Source organism: Mycobacterium pinniadriaticum, from assembly GCF_026242045.1.
GTDB lineage: Bacteria > Actinomycetota > Actinomycetes > Mycobacteriales > Mycobacteriaceae > Mycobacterium > Mycobacterium pinniadriaticum.
In genome coordinates this window covers 194,684-212,404 of sequence record NZ_JAPJDO010000008.1, presented here as the reverse complement: position 1 = coordinate 212,404, position 17,721 = coordinate 194,684, and the positions used below count along the sequence as shown (strand labels likewise).

14 protein-coding genes are annotated in these 17,721 nt (G+C 68.7%); 12 read left to right on the top strand and 2 right to left on the bottom strand.

Going from position 1 to position 17,721, the window contains the following annotated elements:
• Nucleotides 1-8: 8 nt before the first annotated feature.
• Complete coding sequence (locus ORI27_RS12300) at nucleotides 9-497, top strand: transglycosylase family protein (RefSeq protein WP_265997124.1); 489 nt, start codon at nucleotides 9-11, stop codon at nucleotides 495-497.
• A 21-nt stretch (nucleotides 498-518) separates the two neighbouring features.
• On the opposite strand, the gene ORI27_RS12295 is transcribed toward ORI27_RS12300, so the two are convergent.
• Nucleotides 519-1,685 carry an FAD-dependent oxidoreductase gene (locus ORI27_RS12295; protein WP_265997123.1) on the bottom strand — a complete coding sequence of 389 codons (1,167 nt, stop codon included), beginning with the start codon at nucleotides 1,683-1,685 and terminating at the stop codon, nucleotides 519-521.
• A gap of 22 nt (nucleotides 1,686-1,707) precedes the next feature.
• On the opposite strand from ORI27_RS12295, the gene ORI27_RS12290 reads away from it, so the two are divergent.
• The 11 genes from ORI27_RS12290 to proB all read left to right on the top strand — a co-directional run bounded on the left by ORI27_RS12290 (nucleotide 1,708) and on the right by proB (nucleotide 16,885).
• Nucleotides 1,708-3,693, top strand: coding sequence for a S9 family peptidase (locus ORI27_RS12290; RefSeq protein ID WP_265997122.1), 1,986 nt, complete (start codon nucleotides 1,708-1,710; stop codon nucleotides 3,691-3,693).
• 23 nt (nucleotides 3,694-3,716) lie between these two features.
• Complete coding sequence (locus ORI27_RS12285; RefSeq protein WP_265997121.1) at nucleotides 3,717-4,976, top strand: saccharopine dehydrogenase family protein; 1,260 nt, start codon at nucleotides 3,717-3,719, stop codon at nucleotides 4,974-4,976.
• A 311-nt stretch (nucleotides 4,977-5,287) separates the two neighbouring features.
• Nucleotides 5,288-7,969: a valine--tRNA ligase gene (locus ORI27_RS12280; RefSeq protein ID WP_265997120.1), complete on the top strand. Its 2,682-nt coding sequence runs from the start codon at nucleotides 5,288-5,290 to the stop codon at nucleotides 7,967-7,969.
• Nucleotides 7,966-9,375: a bifunctional tetrahydrofolate synthase/dihydrofolate synthase gene (gene folC / locus ORI27_RS12275; RefSeq protein ID WP_265997119.1), complete on the top strand. Its 1,410-nt coding sequence runs from the start codon at nucleotides 7,966-7,968 to the stop codon at nucleotides 9,373-9,375. Before ORI27_RS12280 ends, folC begins: the two co-directional genes overlap by 4 nt.
• On the top strand, nucleotides 9,372-9,752 hold the full coding sequence (locus ORI27_RS12270; RefSeq protein ID WP_265997118.1) for a DUF4233 domain-containing protein: 381 nt from the start codon (nucleotides 9,372-9,374) through the stop codon (nucleotides 9,750-9,752). Before folC ends, ORI27_RS12270 begins: the two co-directional genes overlap by 4 nt.
• A gap of 71 nt (nucleotides 9,753-9,823) precedes the next feature.
• On the top strand, nucleotides 9,824-10,234 hold the full coding sequence (gene ndk, locus ORI27_RS12265; protein ID WP_265997117.1) for a nucleoside-diphosphate kinase: 411 nt from the start codon (nucleotides 9,824-9,826) through the stop codon (nucleotides 10,232-10,234).
• A 286-nt stretch (nucleotides 10,235-10,520) separates the two neighbouring features.
• Nucleotides 10,521-13,373 (top strand): Rne/Rng family ribonuclease, encoded by a 2,853-nt coding sequence (locus tag ORI27_RS12260; protein WP_265997116.1) that lies wholly within the window; start codon nucleotides 10,521-10,523, stop codon nucleotides 13,371-13,373.
• A 156-nt stretch (nucleotides 13,374-13,529) separates the two neighbouring features.
• Nucleotides 13,530-13,841 (top strand): 50S ribosomal protein L21, encoded by a 312-nt coding sequence (gene rplU, locus ORI27_RS12255; RefSeq protein WP_108053820.1) that lies wholly within the window; start codon nucleotides 13,530-13,532, stop codon nucleotides 13,839-13,841.
• Between the two features lie 18 nt (nucleotides 13,842-13,859).
• On the top strand, nucleotides 13,860-14,123 hold the full coding sequence (rpmA, locus tag ORI27_RS12250) for a 50S ribosomal protein L27 (RefSeq protein WP_265997115.1): 264 nt from the start codon (nucleotides 13,860-13,862) through the stop codon (nucleotides 14,121-14,123).
• Nucleotides 14,124-14,209: 86 nt separating this feature from the next.
• Nucleotides 14,210-15,658, top strand: a complete 1,449-nt coding sequence (gene obgE, locus ORI27_RS12245) for a GTPase ObgE (RefSeq protein WP_265997113.1) — start codon at nucleotides 14,210-14,212, stop codon at nucleotides 15,656-15,658.
• Nucleotides 15,659-15,784: 126 nt separating this feature from the next.
• A complete protein-coding gene (gene proB / locus ORI27_RS12240) occupies nucleotides 15,785-16,885 on the top strand; it encodes a glutamate 5-kinase (protein WP_265997112.1) in 1,101 nt (366 codons plus the stop codon).
• On the opposite strand, the gene ORI27_RS12235 is transcribed toward proB, so the two are convergent.
• Nucleotides 16,882-17,718, bottom strand: coding sequence for an NAD-dependent protein deacetylase (locus tag ORI27_RS12235; protein WP_265997111.1), 837 nt, complete (start codon nucleotides 17,716-17,718; stop codon nucleotides 16,882-16,884). The two genes, proB and ORI27_RS12235, sit on opposite strands and share 4 nt — an antisense overlap.
• Nucleotides 17,719-17,721 lie beyond the last annotated feature (3 nt).

Sequence of the window (17,721 nt, the reverse complement as noted above, 5' to 3'; positions counted from 1 at the left end):
AAACACCAATGAGCACCTTGCGCAGGATCGTCACCCTGGTAGTCATCTCCGGAGCGTTGGCTCTCGCCGGATTCGTTCTGAGCTGCGGAAACGCCAGCGCCGATAATGGAGTGAACTGGGACGCCGTCGCACAGTGCGAGTCCGGGGGCAACTGGGCGGCCAACACCGGCAACGGCTTCTATGGCGGTCTGCAGTTCAAGCAGGCCACCTGGGCCGCCAACGGCGGCGTCGGCGCCCCGCACCAGGCCTCCCGCGAGGAGCAGATCCGGGTGGCCGAGAACGTCGCCCGCAAGCAGGGCATGGGCGCATGGCCGTCCTGCGGCCGGGCCGCCGGCACCCCGGCGTTCGCCACCCCGGTCTCCGGCGGCGCCGCCCCGGCTCAGGGCGCCTGCGCGAACGTCCTGAGTGGCCCGTTCAAGTCCATCGACTTCAACAAGATGTGCCAGGCCTTCCACGACCCGGGGCAGGCCATCAAGAACGCTCTCGGTCTCCGCTGACACACGAGACGCCCAGCCGGTTCACGCCGGCTGGGCGTCGTCGCGTGTGGGCAACCGAAACGCCGACCCGGCGGCGATCGAGGCGAGGTGGCGGGTCACCAGGAACTCCGGCAGCGCCACGGTGGCCCTGCTGGCCAGCGCGCTGAGCGCGGGCGGGCGCAGGTTGACCGCCCGGCCGATCACCCGTGATTCGGCGACGATGGCACGCACCCGGCGGCGACGGAAGGATGCGAAGGCCGCGAACGCCGTCGGAAGGTCGGCGGACATCTCCACGAACGCACCGAGCACGGCGGCATCCTCAAGTGCCTGGCAGCCACCCTGACCCAGGTGCGGCCGCATCGGGTGGGCCGCATCCCCGACCAGCACCACCGGTCCCGCAGCCCAGCGCTGCGCGATGCCACGGTCGTAGAGGTCGTTACGCAGCACCTCGGCGGGATCGGTGGCCGCCAGCATTGCCGGGATGGGCGCGGCCCACGCGCCGAACTTGGCGCGCAGATACGCCAGCTCCCCATCCGGTGCGGTAGCGCCTTCGGCGGCGCGTTCGGTGGCGAACCAGTACGTCCGGTCGGCGCCCATCGGGACATGGCCGACCTCGACCCCGGCGCCCATGGTCTCGCCGGCCAGATCGGCGTCGATCGCCAGGGCGGACACCCCGCGCCACGCGGTGTACCCCGCGTAGCGATGCGGTAGCGGGCCGTTGAGGTGGCGGGCCACCACCGATCCGGTGCCGTCGGCGCCCACCACCGCGCCCACCTCCCGCGTCGAGGAATCGGTCAGGTGCAGCCGCACCCCGGTGGCGGTGGCGGTCACCTCGCGGACCGCGACCCCGTCGATAACGGTGCCGGGGGCCAGTGCACCGGCCAGGATGTCGCGCAGCGCGACCCGCTGCAGCACGACCAGCGGCTCGCCCAACGCGGAGACGATGCGCTCACCGGCCGGCCGGCGCAGCCAGGTGCCGTCCTTCCAGCGCACCGCACCCGCGGTCACCCGGCCACCGGCCGCCCGGACCTGGTCGCCGAGGCCGAGCCGGTCGAGCGCCGCGAGCGCGTTGGGCCAGATGCTGATGCCCGCGCCGGACGCGGTGTCGGTGCGCTCCTCGATCACTGTGACGGAATGACCCCGACCCGCCAGCGCCACGGCCGACGCGAGCCCGGCGATCCCCGCGCCGACGACAGCGATCTCGGTCATGGGTTGAACGTAGCGTGTCCGCATGACCACCGGTCCCTTCGACGATCTCGACGACTACATCGCCCTGCCCCGGGTCGCCGGCCTGGCGGTGGCGGCGGACGGGTCGCGGGTCGTCACCACCGTCGCCGAACTCAACGCCGCCAAGACCGAATACGTCACCGCGGTGTGGGAACTGGACCCCACCGGGGCAAGCCCGGCTCGCCGGCTGACCCGAGGGGCCAAGGGCGAGGCCGCGCCGGTCTTCACCGCCGACGGGGATCTGCTGTTCACCTCGGTGCGGGCGGGCGAGGACGACGACACACCGCCGGCCGCGCTGTGGTTGCTGCCGGCTGCGGGCGGGGAAGCCGCGAAGCTCGCGGAACTGCCAGCCGGGATCTCTGCCGTCCGGACCGCGCGTGCCGCGTCCACGATCGTGATCGGGGCTTCGGTGCTGCCCTCGGCCGGCACCGTCGACGACGAACGACGACTGCGAAAACTGCGCAAGGACAACAAGATCAGCGCGATCCTGCACACCGGATATCCAGTGCGGCACTGGGACAAGGATCTCGGTCCGGGCCAGATTCACCTGTTCGGCGTCGCCGCCGACGGGGGCCTCACCGACCTGACCAGGGAGCCCGGGCCCGCGCTCGGCGAGCCGGATTTCGCGGTGAGCCCCGATGGCACCTTCGCCGTCACCGCCTGGCGGGTGGCCGCCCCGCGGGCGGCGCTGCGGTCGGTCCTGATGCGCATCGACCTGCGGACCGGCGTGCGCTCGGTGATCGCCGAGGATCCCGCGGCCGATCTGGAACACCCCGCCATCTCGCCCGACGGCACGAGCGTCGCCTTCACCCGCGAAACCGTGTCCACACCACAGGACGCGCCGCGAATCACTCTGTGCCACTTGAATTTGTCATCGGGGGAGTGGACAGAGCTGGCCACCGGATGGGATCGCTGGCCAGCGTCGGTCACCTGGGCCCACGATGGTGCGGCACTTCTGGTCACCGCAGACGACAACGGCCGTTGCCCGGTCTTCGAGATCGCTCTCGACGGCCCCGTCCGGCAGGTCACCGTCGACGACTTCAGCTATACCAACGTGGTGGCCGCGCCCGGCGGCGTCATCTACGCGCTGCGGACCTCCTACGCGGCGCCGCCGCACCCGGTGCGCATCGACCCATCGGGGACGCTCACCGCACTGCCGTGCGTGGAACTGCCACAGCTGCCGGGCGACCTCACCGAGATCGTCGCCACCACCGCCGACGGCACGGCGGTGCGGTCCTGGCTGGTGCTTCCGCCCATCACCCAATCACCCGCCCCGTTGCTGCTGTGGATCCACGGCGGGCCGCTGGGCAGCTGGAACGTGTGGTCGTGGCGGTGGAACCCCTGGTTGATGGCCGCCCGTGGTTACGCGGTACTGCTGCCCGACCCCGCACTGTCCACCGGCTACGGACAGCGGTTCATCCAGCGCGGCTGGGGCGCCTGGGGCGGTCCGCCGTATGAGGATCTGATGGCCGCCGTCGACGCCGCGGTGGCCGACCCCCGCATCGACGCCGGACGCACCGCGGCGATGGGTGGTTCGTTCGGCGGCTACATGGCCAACTGGGTTGCCGGGCACACCGACCGCTTCGCGGCGATCGTCACCCACGCCAGCCTGTGGGCACTCGACCAGTTCGGCGCGACCACCGACGGTGCCTACTACTGGGCTCGCGAGATGACACCGGCCATGGCACAAGCCAATTCGCCGCACCGCTTCGTCGACCAGATCACCACTCCGATGCTGGTGATCCACGGTGACAAGGACTATCGGGTGCCCATCGGTGAGGCGCTGCGACTGTGGTACGAGCTGTTGACCGAATCCGGGTCGCCCGCCGCCGCCGACGGCACCTCGGCGCACCGGTTCCTGTACTTCCCGTCCGAGAACCACTGGGTGCTGTCCCCGCAGCACGCCAAGATCTGGTACCAGGTGGTCACCGCGTTTCTGGCCGAGCACGTGCTGGGGGAGGCGGGCCAGTTGCCCGAAACGCTGGGCTGAGCGCGCCCGGTATGTTGGCGCTCATGACGGCAGCGCAGCGGGAATTCGACATCGTCGTATACGGGGCCACCGGATTCGTCGGCAAGCTCACCGCCGAGTACCTGGCCCGCAAGGGCGGTGATGTGCGGGTCGCCCTGGCTGGCCGATCACCCGACAAGCTGCTCGCGGTGCGGGAGACGCTCGGCGAATCGGCACAGTCCTGGCCGATTCTGACCGCCGATGCCGCGTCCCCGTCTTCCCTGAACGACATGGCCGCGCGCACCCGCGTCGTGATCACCACCGTCGGCCCCTACAGCCGCTACGGCCTGCCACTGGTGGTCGCCTGCGCGGCGGCCGGCACCGACTACGCCGACCTCACCGGCGAGGCGATGTTCGTCCGGCAGAGCATCGACGACTACCACAAACAGGCCGCCGACACCGGGGCGCGCATCGTGCATGCGTGCGGGTTCGATTCCATCCCTTCGGATATGAGCGTGTTCGCGCTCTACCGGGCGGCCCAGCGGGACGGCGCTGGCGAACTCGGCGACACCGATTTCGTCCTGCGTGGCTTCTCCGGCGGGGTGTCGGGTGGCACGGTCGCATCGATGATCGAGGTGTTCCGCGCCTCGTCGAACGACCCGAACACCCGGCGCATGCTGGAGGACCCGTACACGCTGACCCAGGACCGGGCCGTCGAGCCCGAACTCGGCCCGCAGCCCGACCTGCCCTGGCGCCGGGGCGCCAACATCGCACCCGAACTGGCCGGCGTGTGGACCACAGGCTTCGCCATGGCGATGTACAACACTCGAATCGTGCGGCGCAGCAATGCGCTTCTGCACTACGCCTATGGTCGCAGGTTCCGCTATGCGGAGAACATGAGCGTCGGTTCCTCGGTCGTCGCGCCGGTGGCGTCCGCCGTGGCGAGTGCGGCCAACAACGGCGTTGTCGCGCTGGGCAGCCGGTTCTTCCGCTTCCTGCCACGCCGGCTGGTCGAGCGCGTCGCACCGAAGCCGGGCACCGGCCCCAGCGAGCAGACCCGCGAGCGCGGCTACTACCGCGCCGAGACCTACACGACCACCACGACCGGAGCGCGCTACCGGGCCACCATCGCCCAGCAGGGCGATCCGGGCTACAAGGCCACGGCGGTCATGCTCGGCGAATGCGGTCTGGCGCTGGCGCTCGACCGCGACAAGCTGTCCGATCTGCGTGGTGTGCTGACCCCTGCCGCCGCCATGGGGGACGCGCTGCTGGACCGGTTTCCCGCCGCCGAGATTTTCCTGGAGACCGTCCGCCTCGAGGACTAGTGTCAGCGTCGAGAGCCGCATCCAATCCACCGATGAAGGTGGACGTCATAGCCGGTCTCGACGATCTCTACAGCCAGATCCCGGTGGCGGATATCGCCAGCAGGCTCGGCGCCCCTGAGGGGAGGCGAACCAGGCCATCCAGACCCTGGTACCCACCTTGCTCGGCGGCATCCAGCACAACGTCGTCTCCGACGACATCGACTCCGGTGAGCTCGAATCGGCCGTGGATTACTGGGCGGGAAGAACTAGCACGTCCAGCGACCGCACAGGTCGCCCGTCGGGGCGGTCGCGCGCGTTCCTAGAATTGTCGAGTGACCACCACTGACGACTCCCGCGCCGACGCCCTGCCCAAGTCGTGGGATCCGGGGGCGGTAGAAACGCAGATCTATCAGGGCTGGGTCGATGCCGGCTACTTCGAGGCCGACGCTGCCAGTGGTAAGCCCGCCTATTCGATCGTGCTGCCGCCGCCGAATGTGACCGGCAGCCTGCATATGGGTCACGCGCTGGACCACACGCTGATGGACGCGCTGACCCGACGTAAGCGCATGCAGGGCTACGAGGTGCTGTGGCTGCCCGGGATGGATCATGCCGGTATCGCCACCCAGAGCGTGGTCGAGAAGCAACTCGCCGTCGACGGCAAGACCAAGGAAGATTTCGGCCGCGAACTGTTCGTGCAGAAGGTGTGGGACTGGAAGCACGAGTCCGGTGGCACCATCGGCGGCCAGATGCGCCGGCTGGGCGATGGCGTGGACTGGAGCCGCGACCGGTTCACCATGGACGAAGGTCTGTCCAGAGCGGTGCGCACCATCTTCAAGCGTCTCTACGACGCCGGTCTCATCTATCAGGCCGAGCGGCTGGTCAACTGGTCGCCCGTGCTCGAGACCGCGATCTCGGACCTCGAGGTCAAGTACGAGGACGTCGAGGGCGAGTTGGTGTCATTCCGCTACGGATCGATGGAGGACTCGCAACCGCACATCGTGGTGGCCACCACCCGGATCGAGACGATGCTCGGCGACACCGCGATCGCGGTGCACCCCGACGACGAACGCTACCGGCAACTGGTCGGCAAGACCCTGCCGCACCCGTTCTTGAATCGTGACATCGTCATCGTCGCCGACGAACATGTCGACCCCGAATTCGGCACCGGTGCGGTGAAAGTCACCCCCGCGCACGATCCGAACGACTTCGAGATCGGGGTGCGGCACAACCTGCCGATGCCCTCGATCATGGACACCAAGGGCCGGATCGCCGGTACGGGAACACAATTCGATGGTCTCGACCGATTCGAAGCGCGTTTCGCGGTGCGGAAGGCGCTGGCCGACGAGGGCCGCATCGTCGCCGAGAAGCGTCCGTACCTGCACAGCGTGGGACACTCCGAACGCAGTGGCGAGCCCATCGAACCGCGGCTGAGCCTGCAGTGGTGGGTCAAGGTCTCCTCGATGGCCAAGGCGGCCGGTGACGCGGTGCGCGGCGGTGACATCGTGATCCACCCGAAGAGCTTGGAACCGCGCTGGTTCGCCTGGGTCGACGATATGCACGACTGGTGCATCTCGCGTCAGCTGTGGTGGGGGCACCGCATTCCGATCTGGCACGGTCCCGACGGGCAGAAGGTCTGTGTCGGGCCGGACGAAACTCCGCCGGAAGGGTGGCAGCAGGACCCCGACGTGCTGGATACCTGGTTCTCCTCGGCGCTGTGGCCGTTCTCCACGATGGGCTGGCCTGACCGCACGCCTGAACTGGAGAAGTTCTATCCGACAAGCGTTTTGGTGACCGGATACGACATCCTGTTCTTCTGGGTGGCGCGCATGGTGATGTTCGGGACGTTCGTCTCGGGGGACTCCACGATCACGCTGGACGGCGCGCGTGGTCCGCAGGTGCCGTTCGAGAACGTCTTCCTGCACGGGTTGATCCGCGACGAGCACGGCCGCAAGATGAGCAAGTCCCGCGGCAACGGGATCGACCCGCTGGACTGGGTGGAACTGTTCGGGGCCGACGCGCTGCGGTTCACCCTGGCCCGTGGTGCCAGTCCCGGCGGTGATCTGTCCATCGGCGAAGACCATGCCCGGGCCTCGCGTAACTTCGCGACCAAGCTGTTCAACGCCACCCGGTTCGCCCTGATGAACGGCGCCGCGCCGGCGCCGCTGCCGGATATCGCCGACCTCACCGACGCCGACCGTTGGATCCTGGGGCGCCTGGAAGAAGTGCGCGCCGAGGTGGATTCGACCCTCGACGGCTACGAGTTCAGCCGGGCCTGCGAGGCGCTATACCACTTCGCCTGGGACGAATTCTGTGACTGGTACCTGGAGCTGGCGAAAGTACAGCTGAGCCAAGGACTCCCACATACGACCGCGGTGCTCGCGGCGGTCCTGGACACGCTGCTGAAGCTGCTGCACCCGGTGATGCCGTTCGTCACCGAGACGCTGTGGAAGGCGCTGACCGGTGGGGCCGGGGCGAGCGAAGCGACGGGACAGGTGCAGTCGCTGGTGATCGCGCCGTGGCCGACGGCCTCCGGCATTGCGCTGGATCCGGTTGCCGCGGAAAGGATCGCCGACGTGCAGAAGCTGGTGACGGAGATCCGACGGTTCCGCAGCGACCAGGGCCTCGCCGACCGGCAGAAGGTGCCCGCGCGGCTCTCGGGCATCGATCAAGCCGGCCTGGGCGGTCAGGTCGCCCCGGTCACCGCGCTGGCCTGGCTGACCAGCTCGGGTATGGAGTTCACTCCCACGGCCCGCATCGAGGTGCGGCTCTCGGCGGGCACCGTCGACGTCGAGGTAGACACTTCGGGTACGGTCGACGTGGCCGCCGAACGACGCCGCCTGGAGAAGGACCTGGCCGCCGCAGAGAAGGAATTAGCCGGAACCACAGCCAAACTCGGCAATGAGGCGTTCTTGGCCAAAGCCCCCGAGGACGTCGTCACCAAGATCCGCGATCGCCAGCAGCTGGCCAGCGAGGAAGTCGAGCGGATCACCGCCCGGCTGGCTGCGCTGCCATGATGACCGAATCGCCGACACCTGACGAGATCGCCGCGCTGCTGCAGGTGGAGCATCTGCTCGACCAACGCTGGCCGGAAACCAAGTTGGAGCCCAGCACCGCGCGGATCGAGGCGCTGATGGAGATGCTCGGCTCGCCGCAGCTGAGCTACCCGTGCATCCATATCGCCGGCACAAACGGCAAGACCTCGGTGGCCCGCTTGCTCGACGCGCTGCTGACGGCGTTCAGCCGCCGGACCGGGCGGACCACCAGCCCGCACCTGCAATCCGCGGTTGAACGCATCGCCATCGACAACCAGCCGATCACCCCGGCCCGCTACGTCGAGGTTTACCGGGAGATCGAGCCGTTCGTGCAGATGGTGGATGCCCAGTCGGAGAGGAACGGCGGCCCGGCGATGAGCAAGTTCGAAGTGCTCACCGCCATGGCATTCGCCGCCTTCGCCGACGCGCCCGTCGACATCGCCGTGGTCGAGGTCGGGATGGGTGGCCGATGGGATGCCACCAATGTCGTCGACGCGCCCGTCGCGGTGATCACCCCGATCGGCGTCGACCACGCCGAGTATCTCGGCGACACCATCGCCGAGATCGCCGCGGAGAAGGCGGGCATCATCGGTGCGCCGCGTGGCGATCTGGTCCAGACCGACACCGTGGCGATCATCGGCCGGCAGTCGCCCGAAGCGATGGAAGTCGTTCTGGCGCAGGCCGTGAAGTCCGATGCCGCGGTAGCCCGTGAGGATTCGGAGTTCGCCGTGCTCGGTCGGCAGGTGGCCGTCGGCGGCCAGGTGGTGCAGCTGCAGGGCCTCGGCGGGGTCTACTCCGACATCTTCTTGCCGCTGCACGGCGAACATCAGGCCCACAATGCCGTCGTGGCGCTTGCCGCGGTGGAAGCCTTCTTCGGGGCGGGTGCGGACCGGCAACTGGACGTCGACACGGTGCGGGCCGGATTCGCCGCGGCGGCCAGCCCCGGTCGGTTGGAACGGATGCGCAGCGCGCCGACCGTGTTCGTCGACGCCGCCCACAATCCCGCCGGGGCGGCCGCGCTGGCTGCCGCGCTGGAATCCGAATTCGACTTCCGCTTCCTCGTCGGTGTGTTGTCGGTGATGGGGGACAAGGACGTCGCCGGCATCCTGACCGCGCTGGAGCCGGCGCTTGACCAGATCGTCGTCACGCACAACGGTTCGCCCCGCGCACTCGAGGTCGATGCGCTGGCGTTGCGGGCCGAGGAGATCTTCGGGCCGGATCGAGTGCTGCGCGCCGATACGCTGCCCGACGCCATCGAAACCGCCACCGCGCTCGTCGAGGATTCCGCGACCGAGTCCGACGGGTTCTCCGGGGCCGGGATCGTCATCACCGGATCCGTGGTGACCGCCGGCGCGGCGCGCACCCTGTTCGGGAAGGACCCGCAATGAGCGACATGCCCGATCCGTGGAAGAGCTTCCGCGGTGTCATGGCCGGCACCCTCATCCTCGAGGCGATCGTGGTCCTGCTGGCGCTGCCGGTCGTCGGCATGGTCGGTGGCGGCCTCACCGCGTGGTCGACGGCCTACCTGGTCGGCTTCGCGGTGTTCCTGGTGCTGATGGCCGGCATCCAGGGCAGGCCATGGGCCATCTGGCTGAACCTGAGTGTGCAGCTCATCCTCATCGCGGGCGCTTTCGTCTATCCCGCCATCGGGTTCGTCGGGCTGCTGTTTCTGGTGGTGTGGGCGGTGATCGCCTACCTACGTGCCGAGGTCCTGCGCAGGCAGCGCCGCGGCCTGTTGCCCGGCCAGCAGCAACCTTCCGACTGACGGGTACGCTGTGCGCCGTGACCTGCGCCGGTGACGATGCAGAGCGAAGCGATGAGGAGGAACGGCGCCAGATGACGGAACGGACCCTGGTTCTGATCAAGCCCGACGGTGTCGAACGCCGGGTGGTCGGCGAGATCATCAGCCGTATCGAACGCAAAGGCCTGACGATCGCTGCCCTGGAACTGAAGCAGGTCAGCGACGAGCTGGCTCGCGCCCATTACGCCGAGCACGAGGGCAAGCCGTTCTTCGATTCGCTGCTGGAGTTCATCACCTCGGGCCCGGTGGTCGCGGCGGTCCTGGACGGCCCCCGCGCGATTGCGGCGTTTCGCCAGCTCGCGGGCGGAACCGACCCGGTTGAGAAGGCCACACCAGGCACGATCCGCGGCGATTTCGGCCTGGAGACACAGTTCAATCTCGTGCACGGCTCGGACTCCCCGGAGTCGGCCGAACTCGAGATCGGCCTGTGGTTTCCCGGAGTCTGAGGGCACTTCCCGCGCCACTGTCGTCCGAACGGGGCTCGCGGTGTGGGATACTGACTTCGGATGTGCCCGCAAAGCGCGTCCGGATGAAGACTTACGACGTGCGCGACCACCACTTGGTGAGGCGCCGACCGTCACAGCCGTCATTCAGCCAGGCACCGAGCGCGTTCGCTACGGACAGTTCGGAGCGAGACCATAAACAAGTCCGGGCGGTAATCACCCGGGCAAATAGCGGAAGCCCTCGCGTGGCCGCGTCGATATGACGCGCCCGGGGGCTTGAGGAGAATACGTGGCCGACGATGACCTCTATCAGGACCTACCCGAAAGCGAACCCCAGACGCAGTGGGGACCCCCGGCAGTGGCCGCGGGTGATGAACTACCCGACCGCCTGAGGGTGCATTCGCTGGCACGCGTGCTCGGCACCACCAGCCGGCGTGTGCTCGACGCCTTGAGCGAGCTCGACGGGCGGACGCGCAGCCCGCACTCCAGCGTCGACCGCACCGACGCGGTGCGCGTCCGCGACGTTCTGGCGACCAGCCCCGAGGACGGCGCCGACGAGCCCGCCGCCGAGGAATCCACGGCGCCTGAGGTGGCGCAGGTGCCTGAGGTCGCGCAGGCGCCCGAGGAACCCGACGAGCCGGAGTCGCGGCTGATCCTGGAGACCACCACGTTCGAGCAGACGGCCTATATGCCGCTGTTCGTCGCCCCCCAACCGGTCGAGGCGGAACGCCGCCGTGCCACCCGCGACGAGGACGACGAAGACGACGGGGACGACGAGGAGGAGGACGCCTCCGCCGAGACCGACGGCGACCAGTCCGAACGCCCCGCCAACCGGCGGCGCCGCCGCGGCCGGCGTGGCCGCGGCCGCGGCCGCGGTGAGCAGGGCGGACCCGATGGCGAGGACCGTGACGACGCCGAGGCCGGCGACGAGACTGCCGAGACCGGCGAAGCGTCCGAGGGCGACGACGACAGCGGTGACGACGAGTCCAGCACCGGTGAGGGGGCGACCCGGCGGCGTCGGCGGCGGCGTCGCCGCAAGAGCGGTGCCGGCGACGACTCGGACAACGGATCGGCAGACGACCCGCCGAACACCGTCGTGCACGAGCGCCCGCCGCGCAACGACAAGGATCGCGATCCCGACGCCATTCAGGGCATCAGCGGCTCGACCCGGCTGGAAGCCAAGCGTCAGCGCCGTCGCGACGGCCGCGACGCCGGCCGCCGCCGGCCGCCGATCCTGTCCGAGGCCGAATTCCTGGCCCGCCGCGAGGCCGTCGACCGGGTCATGGTGGTCCGCGACAAGATCCGCACCGAACCGCCGCACGAGGGTGCCCGCTATACCCAGATCGCCGTCATGGAGGACGGTGTCGTCGTCGAACACTTCGTGACCTCGGCGGCGTCGGCATCGCTGGTGGGCAACATCTACCTCGGCATCGTCCAGAACGTGCTGCCGTCGATGGAGGCCGCGTTCGTCGACATCGGCCGCGGTCGCAACGGAGTCCTCTACGCCGGCGAGGTCAACTGGGAGGCCGCCGGACTTGGCGGGGCGCAGCGCAAGATCGAGCAGGCCCTCAAACCCGGCGACTACGTTGTCGTCCAGGTCAGCAAGGACCCAGTCGGCCACAAGGGCGCGCGGCTGACCACCCAGGTGTCGCTGGCCGGGCGCTACCTGGTCTATGTGCCGGGCGCGTCGTCGACCGGTATCAGCCGCAAGCTGCCCGACACCGAACGCCAGCGGCTCAAGGAAATCCTGCGCGACGTGGTTCCCGACGACGCCGGTGTGATCATCCGCACCGCGTCCGAAGGGGTGAAGGAAGAAGACATCCGCGGCGACGTCGAACGCCTCCAGGCGCGTTGGACCAAGATCGCCGAGGAAGCCGAGCGGGTCAAGGGCAACAAAGCCGGTGCCGCCGTCGCGCTGTACGAAGAGCCCGACGTGCTGGTCAAGGTGATCCGCGACCTGTTCAACGAGGATTTCTCCGGGCTGATCGTGTCCGGCGACAACGCCTGGGAGACCATCACTGACTACGTCAATTCCGTTGCGCCCGAACTTGTTTCGAAGCTGACCAAGTACGACCCTCCGGGTGGTGCGGACGGTCCGGACGTGTTCGCCGTGCATCGCATCGACGAGCAGCTGGCCAAGGCGCTGGACCGCAAGGTGTGGCTGCCGTCGGGCGGCACCCTGGTGATCGACCGCACCGAGGCGATGACCGTGGTCGACGTCAACACCGGCAAGTTCACCGGCGCGGGCGGCAACCTGGAGCAGACGGTCACCAAGAACAACCTCGAGGCGGCCGAGGAGATCGTGCGCCAGCTGCGGCTGCGCGATATCGGCGGCATCGTGGTGATCGACTTCATCGACATGGTGCTGGAGTCCAACCGCGACCTGGTGTTGCGGCGGCTGACCGAGGCGCTGGCCCGCGACCGCACCCGGCATCAGGTGTCGGAGGTGACGTCACTCGGTCTGGTGCAGCTGACGCGTAAGCGGCTGGGCACCGGGCTGGTGGAGGCGTTCTCCACCACGTGCACGCATTGCAGCGGCCGGGGCATCGTGCTGCACGCCGATCCGGTCGACACCACGCAGGCTGCCGGGCGCAAGTCGGAGTCGGGCGGTGGCGGTGGTCGGCGTGGCAAGCGGGGTAAACGCGGGCGTCCCGACGAGGCGCCGGTGGCCAAGGTGCCGCAGCACACCGGCGAGCATCCGATGTTCAAGGCGATGGCGGCGGCCAACGGCAAGCACGACGACGAGGAGGCCGAGGAGGAGCTGGCCGACGAACTCGAGCGGGAGACTTTCTCCGAGGATGATGCCGACACCGCCGCACAGGTCACCGAGGACGATCTCGCCGAAGCCGACGAGTCCGACGACGACGAATCCGACGACGAGGACGACGACGAATCCGACGAGGACGAGGACGACGAGATCGACGTCGACCTCGACGAAGACGACGAGGACCTCGATGATGAGGACTCCCTCGACGTCGACTCCGACGATGAGGACGATCTCGATGACGACAGCGACGACGATGACAGCGAAGCCGACGAATACGACGTCGACCAGCCGGTCGTGACTCCGGCACCGCCGGTGCCGGCCGGCCGGCACCGGCGCCGGGCGGCGGCACGCCCAGCCGGGCCGCCATCCACCTAGGGTGGCGGTTTGACCCTCCCGGTGCTGGTCACGTAACCTTGAGCAGTTGTCGCCAGGCGTCCGACGCCGGTGGCAGCGGGCTCAAGATCCCGCACCCCCAGACCCGCGCACGCAGCTTCGGTTAGCGCGCGCCCGCAGAGCAAGGCAGAGGAAACGATGGCGACGTACGCAATCGTCAAGACCGGCGGCAAGCAGTACAAGGTCGCCGTTGGAGACATAGTCAAGGTCGAGAAGCTCGAGGTCGAGGCCGGCGGCTCCGTTTCCCTGCCCGTCGCCCTGGTGGTCGACGGAGCCAAGGTCACCAGCGACGCCAAGGCCCTGGAGAAGGTCGCGGTCACCGGTGAGGTGCTCGAGCACACCAAGGGCCCGAAGATCCGCATCCACAAGTTCAAGAACAAGACCGGCTACCACAAGCGGCAGGGTCACCGTCAGCCGCTGACGGTGCTCAAGGTCACCGGAATCAAGTAGTCGAGGGAGCGAACTGACATGGCACATAAGAAGGGCGCTTCCAGCTCACGCAACGGTCGCGAATCCAACGCCCAGCGTCTCGGCGTCAAGCGGTTCGGCGGCCAGATCGTCAAGGCCGGCGAGATCCTCGTCCGCCAGCGCGGCACTCACTTCCACCCCGGCGTGAACGTTGGTCGCGGCGGTGACGACACCCTGTTCGCCAAGGCGCCCGGCGCCGTGGAGTTCGGTGTCAAGCGTGGCCGCAAGACCGTCAACATCGTTCGCGTCGCGCGACCGGAGTAGGTCTCTCTCGCGAGTGTGAAACCACTGCGAGGTTGAGGCCGATTTCTCGCACCAGTTTCACACTCGGCGGTTGAAAGGACTCTCCGATGCCCCGTTTCGTCGACCGCGTGGTCATTCACACCCGCGCGGGCAACGGTGGGAACGGTTGCGCCTCGGTCCACCGGGAGAAGTTCAAGCCCCTCGGCGGGCCCGACGGTGGCAACGGCGGGCGAGGGGGCAGCGTCATCCTCGTCGTCGATCCTCAGGTGCACACCCTGCTCGACTTCCACTTCCACCCGCATGTCGCCGCACCGTCCGGCAAGCAGGGGATGGGCAGCAACCGCGAAGGGGCCAACGGCGCCGATCTCGAGGTGAAGGTGCCCGACGGCACCGTCGTGCTCGACGGGAACGGTCGTCTGCTTGCAGATCTGGTCGGTGCCGGAACCCGGTTCGTGGCCGCCGAGGGTGGCCGCGGCGGGCTTGGCAATGCCGCGCTGGCGTCCCGGGCCCGCAAGGCCCCTGGTTTCGCACTGCTCGGCGAGAAGGGGGCGGAGCGCGAGCTCACCCTGGAACTCAAGACCGTCGCCGATGTCGGGCTGATCGGGTTCCCGTCGGCAGGCAAATCCTCTCTGGTGTCGACGATCTCGGCGGCCAAACCCAAGATCGCGGACTACCCGTTCACCACGCTGGTGCCCAATCTCGGTGTCGTCTCGGCGGGGGATCACACCTTCACCGTCGCCGACGTGCCCGGGTTGATCCCTGGTGCCTCAGAAGGTCGCGGGCTCGGTCTGGACTTCCTGCGCCACATCGAACGCTGCGCGCTGCTGGTGCATGTGGTCGATTGCGCCACCTTGGAACCGGGCCGCGACCCGGTGTCCGATATCGATGCGCTCGAGGCCGAGCTGGCCGCGTATCGTCCCACGCTGCAAGGTGATTCGACGTTAGGTGACCTGGCTGACCGCCCGCGTGCAGTGGTGCTGAACAAGATCGACGTCCCCGAGGCCAGGGAGCTGGCTGACTTTGTGCGTGCCGATATCGAGGCACGCGGCTGGCCGGTTTTCGAGGTGTCGACCGTGAGCCGGGAAGGCTTGCGGGAGCTGACGTTTGCGCTGTGGGACATGGTGGCGGCATATCAGGCAGCCCAGCCGGAGGTGGCGCCGCGCCGCCCGGTGATCCGGCCTGTTCCGGTCGACCAGACCGGGTTCACCGTCGAGCCCGACCACGACCATCCCGGCGGCTTCGTCGTGCGTGGTGTACGGCCGGAACGCTGGATCGCCCAGACGAATTTCGACAACGACGAGGCTGTCGGCTACCTCGGTGACCGGCTGGCCCGGCTCGGGGTGGAGGACCAACTGCTGCGGCTGGGCGCCAAGCCCGGCTGCGCGGTCACCATCGGCGATATGACCTTCGACTGGGAGCCGCAGACGCCGGCCGGTGTCGACGTGACACCGACCGGACGTGGCACCGATGCCCGGTTGGAGCAGAACGACCGGATCGGCGCGGCCGAGCGCAAGGAAGCCCGTCGCCTGCGCCGCGAGCACGAGGACGACGCGTGAGTGAGGCTTGCGGAGCGAACCAACAGGTGGCACGCGACCACCGAGCCTGCGAGGGCGTCGCGTGAGCGAGGCTTGCGGAGCGAACCAACAGGTGGCACGCGACCACCGAGCCTGCGAGGGCGTCGCGTGAGCGAATACCGCGACGCCGTCCGCACCGCGCGCAGTGTCGTCGTGAAGATCGGCACCACCGCGCTCACCACGAAGTCGGGCCTGTTCGACGCGGGCCGGCTGGCTCAGCTCGTCGACGCGATCGAGGCTCGGATGGAGGCGGGGGCCGACGTCGTGATCGTGTCCTCGGGTGCGATCGCGGCGGGCATCGAGCCACTGGGTCTCAACCGGCGGCCGACCGATCTGGCGACCAAGCAGGCCGCGGCCAGCGTCGGGCAGGTGGCCTTGGTCAACGCCTGGAGCGCGGCGTTCGCCCGCTACGACCGCACCGTCGGTCAGGTCCTGTTGACCGCGCACGACATCTCCATGCGTGTGCAGCACACCAACGCCCAGCGCACCCTGAACCGACTGCGCGCGCTGCATGCCGTGGCGATCGTCAACGAGAACGACACCGTGGCCACCAACGAGATCCGGTTCGGCGACAACGACCGGTTATCGGCGCTGGTGGCCCACCTGGTCGGCGCGGACGCGCTGATTCTGCTTTCCGACATCGACGGGCTCTACGACGCGGACCCGCGCAAAGGGGACGCCCGATTCATCCCAGAGGTGGCCGGACCGGACGACCTCGACGGCGTGGTGGCCGGGCAGGGCAGCCGGCTGGGCACCGGCGGGATGCGTTCCAAGCTGTCGTCGGCACTGCTGGCCGCCGACGCCGGGGTTCCGGTGCTGCTGGCCGCGGCGGCCGACGCCGGTGCAGCGCTGACCGACGCATCGGTGGGTACGGTGTTCGCGCCACGTCCCGACCGGATGTCGGCGCGCCGGTTCTGGGTGCGCTACGCCGCCGAGGCCGCCGGTGCCCTGACACTGGACGCTGGCGCGGTGCGCGCGGTGGTCAAGCAGCGGCGCTCGCTGCTGGCTGCCGGCATCACCGCGGTCACGGGCCGGTTCTTCGGCGGCGACGTCGTCGAGTTGCGCGACGTGGACGGGGAAATGGTCGCCCGCGGGGTGGTGGCCTACGACGCCGCCGAGTTGACGGGCATGATCGGCCGGTCGACCCCGGAGCTACCTGCCGAGATGCGCCGTCCCGCCGTGCATGCCGACGATCTGGTGGCCGTTTAACTCGCCGGCGTGAGACCCGACAGTTCGTCGGCCAGCAGCGCCAGCATCGGTGAACACCCGCTGTCCACCTTGACCGTCGCGAGGTCGTCTCCGCGGGTCGGTCCGCGGTTGACGATCGCGATCGGCATACCCGTCGCGGAGGCGTGCCGCACGAACCGATATCCGGAGAACACCGTCAGCGACGAGCCCGCCACCAGCAGGGCGTCTGCCTCATCGACCAATGAATACGCTTGCGCGACAATGTCTTTGCGGACACTCTCGCCAAAGTAGACGATGTCGGGTTTGAGCATCCCGGCGCACGACGGGCAGTCGATGAATCGGAAGGATTCGGTGTCGGTGACGACGGCGTCGGCGTCGGGCGCCACGGCGATGCCGCCGATTCTCTCGGCGCGCTCGGCGAATCCGGGATTGGCCGCTTCGAATTCGTCGGCCAGCGCCGCACGCGACATCGTGTACCCGCAGTCCAGGCACACCACTTGCGCATAGGTGCCGTGCAGATTGATGACACGTCGGCTGCCGGCCTTGGTGTGCAGTAGATCGACGTTCTGGGTGATGACGCCGGTGACCACGCCGGCCTGTTCCAGGTCGGCCAGCGCTCGATGTCCGGCGTTGGGCAGGGTGTGGGCCATATGCCGCCAGCCGAGGTGGTTGCGGGCCCAGTAGCGCTGCCGAAATGTGCGACTCGAGGTGAACTGGCGGATTGTCATGGGGTTGGCCGGCGGTGAGTCCGGGCCGCGGTAGTCGGGAATGCCCGAGTCGGTGGAAATCCCGGCGCCGGTGAGTACCACAACGCGCCGGCCCGCCAACAGGCTGACGAGTTCGGGGCTCTCCACACC

Excerpts from the sequence above, each read along its gene's own strand:
- ndk (WP_265997117.1), top strand. The coding sequence starts at position 9,824 with ATGACGGAACGGACCCTGGTTCTGATCAAGCCCGACGGTGTCGAACGC.
- ORI27_RS12290 (WP_265997122.1), top strand. The coding sequence starts at position 1,708 with ATGACCACCGGTCCCTTCGACGATCTCGACGACTACATCGCCCTGCCC.
- rpmA (WP_265997115.1), top strand. The coding sequence starts at position 13,860 with ATGGCACATAAGAAGGGCGCTTCCAGCTCACGCAACGGTCGCGAATCC.
- rplU (WP_108053820.1), top strand. The coding sequence starts at position 13,530 with ATGGCGACGTACGCAATCGTCAAGACCGGCGGCAAGCAGTACAAGGTC.
- obgE (WP_265997113.1), top strand. The coding sequence starts at position 14,210 with ATGCCCCGTTTCGTCGACCGCGTGGTCATTCACACCCGCGCGGGCAAC.
- ORI27_RS12300 (WP_265997124.1), top strand. The coding sequence starts at position 9 with ATGAGCACCTTGCGCAGGATCGTCACCCTGGTAGTCATCTCCGGAGCG.
- ORI27_RS12270 (WP_265997118.1), top strand. The coding sequence starts at position 9,372 with ATGAGCGACATGCCCGATCCGTGGAAGAGCTTCCGCGGTGTCATGGCC.
- ORI27_RS12285 (WP_265997121.1), top strand. The coding sequence starts at position 3,717 with ATGACGGCAGCGCAGCGGGAATTCGACATCGTCGTATACGGGGCCACC.
- ORI27_RS12295 (WP_265997123.1), bottom strand. The coding sequence starts at position 1,685 with ATGACCGAGATCGCTGTCGTCGGCGCGGGGATCGCCGGGCTCGCGTCG.
- folC (WP_265997119.1), top strand. The coding sequence starts at position 7,966 with ATGATGACCGAATCGCCGACACCTGACGAGATCGCCGCGCTGCTGCAG.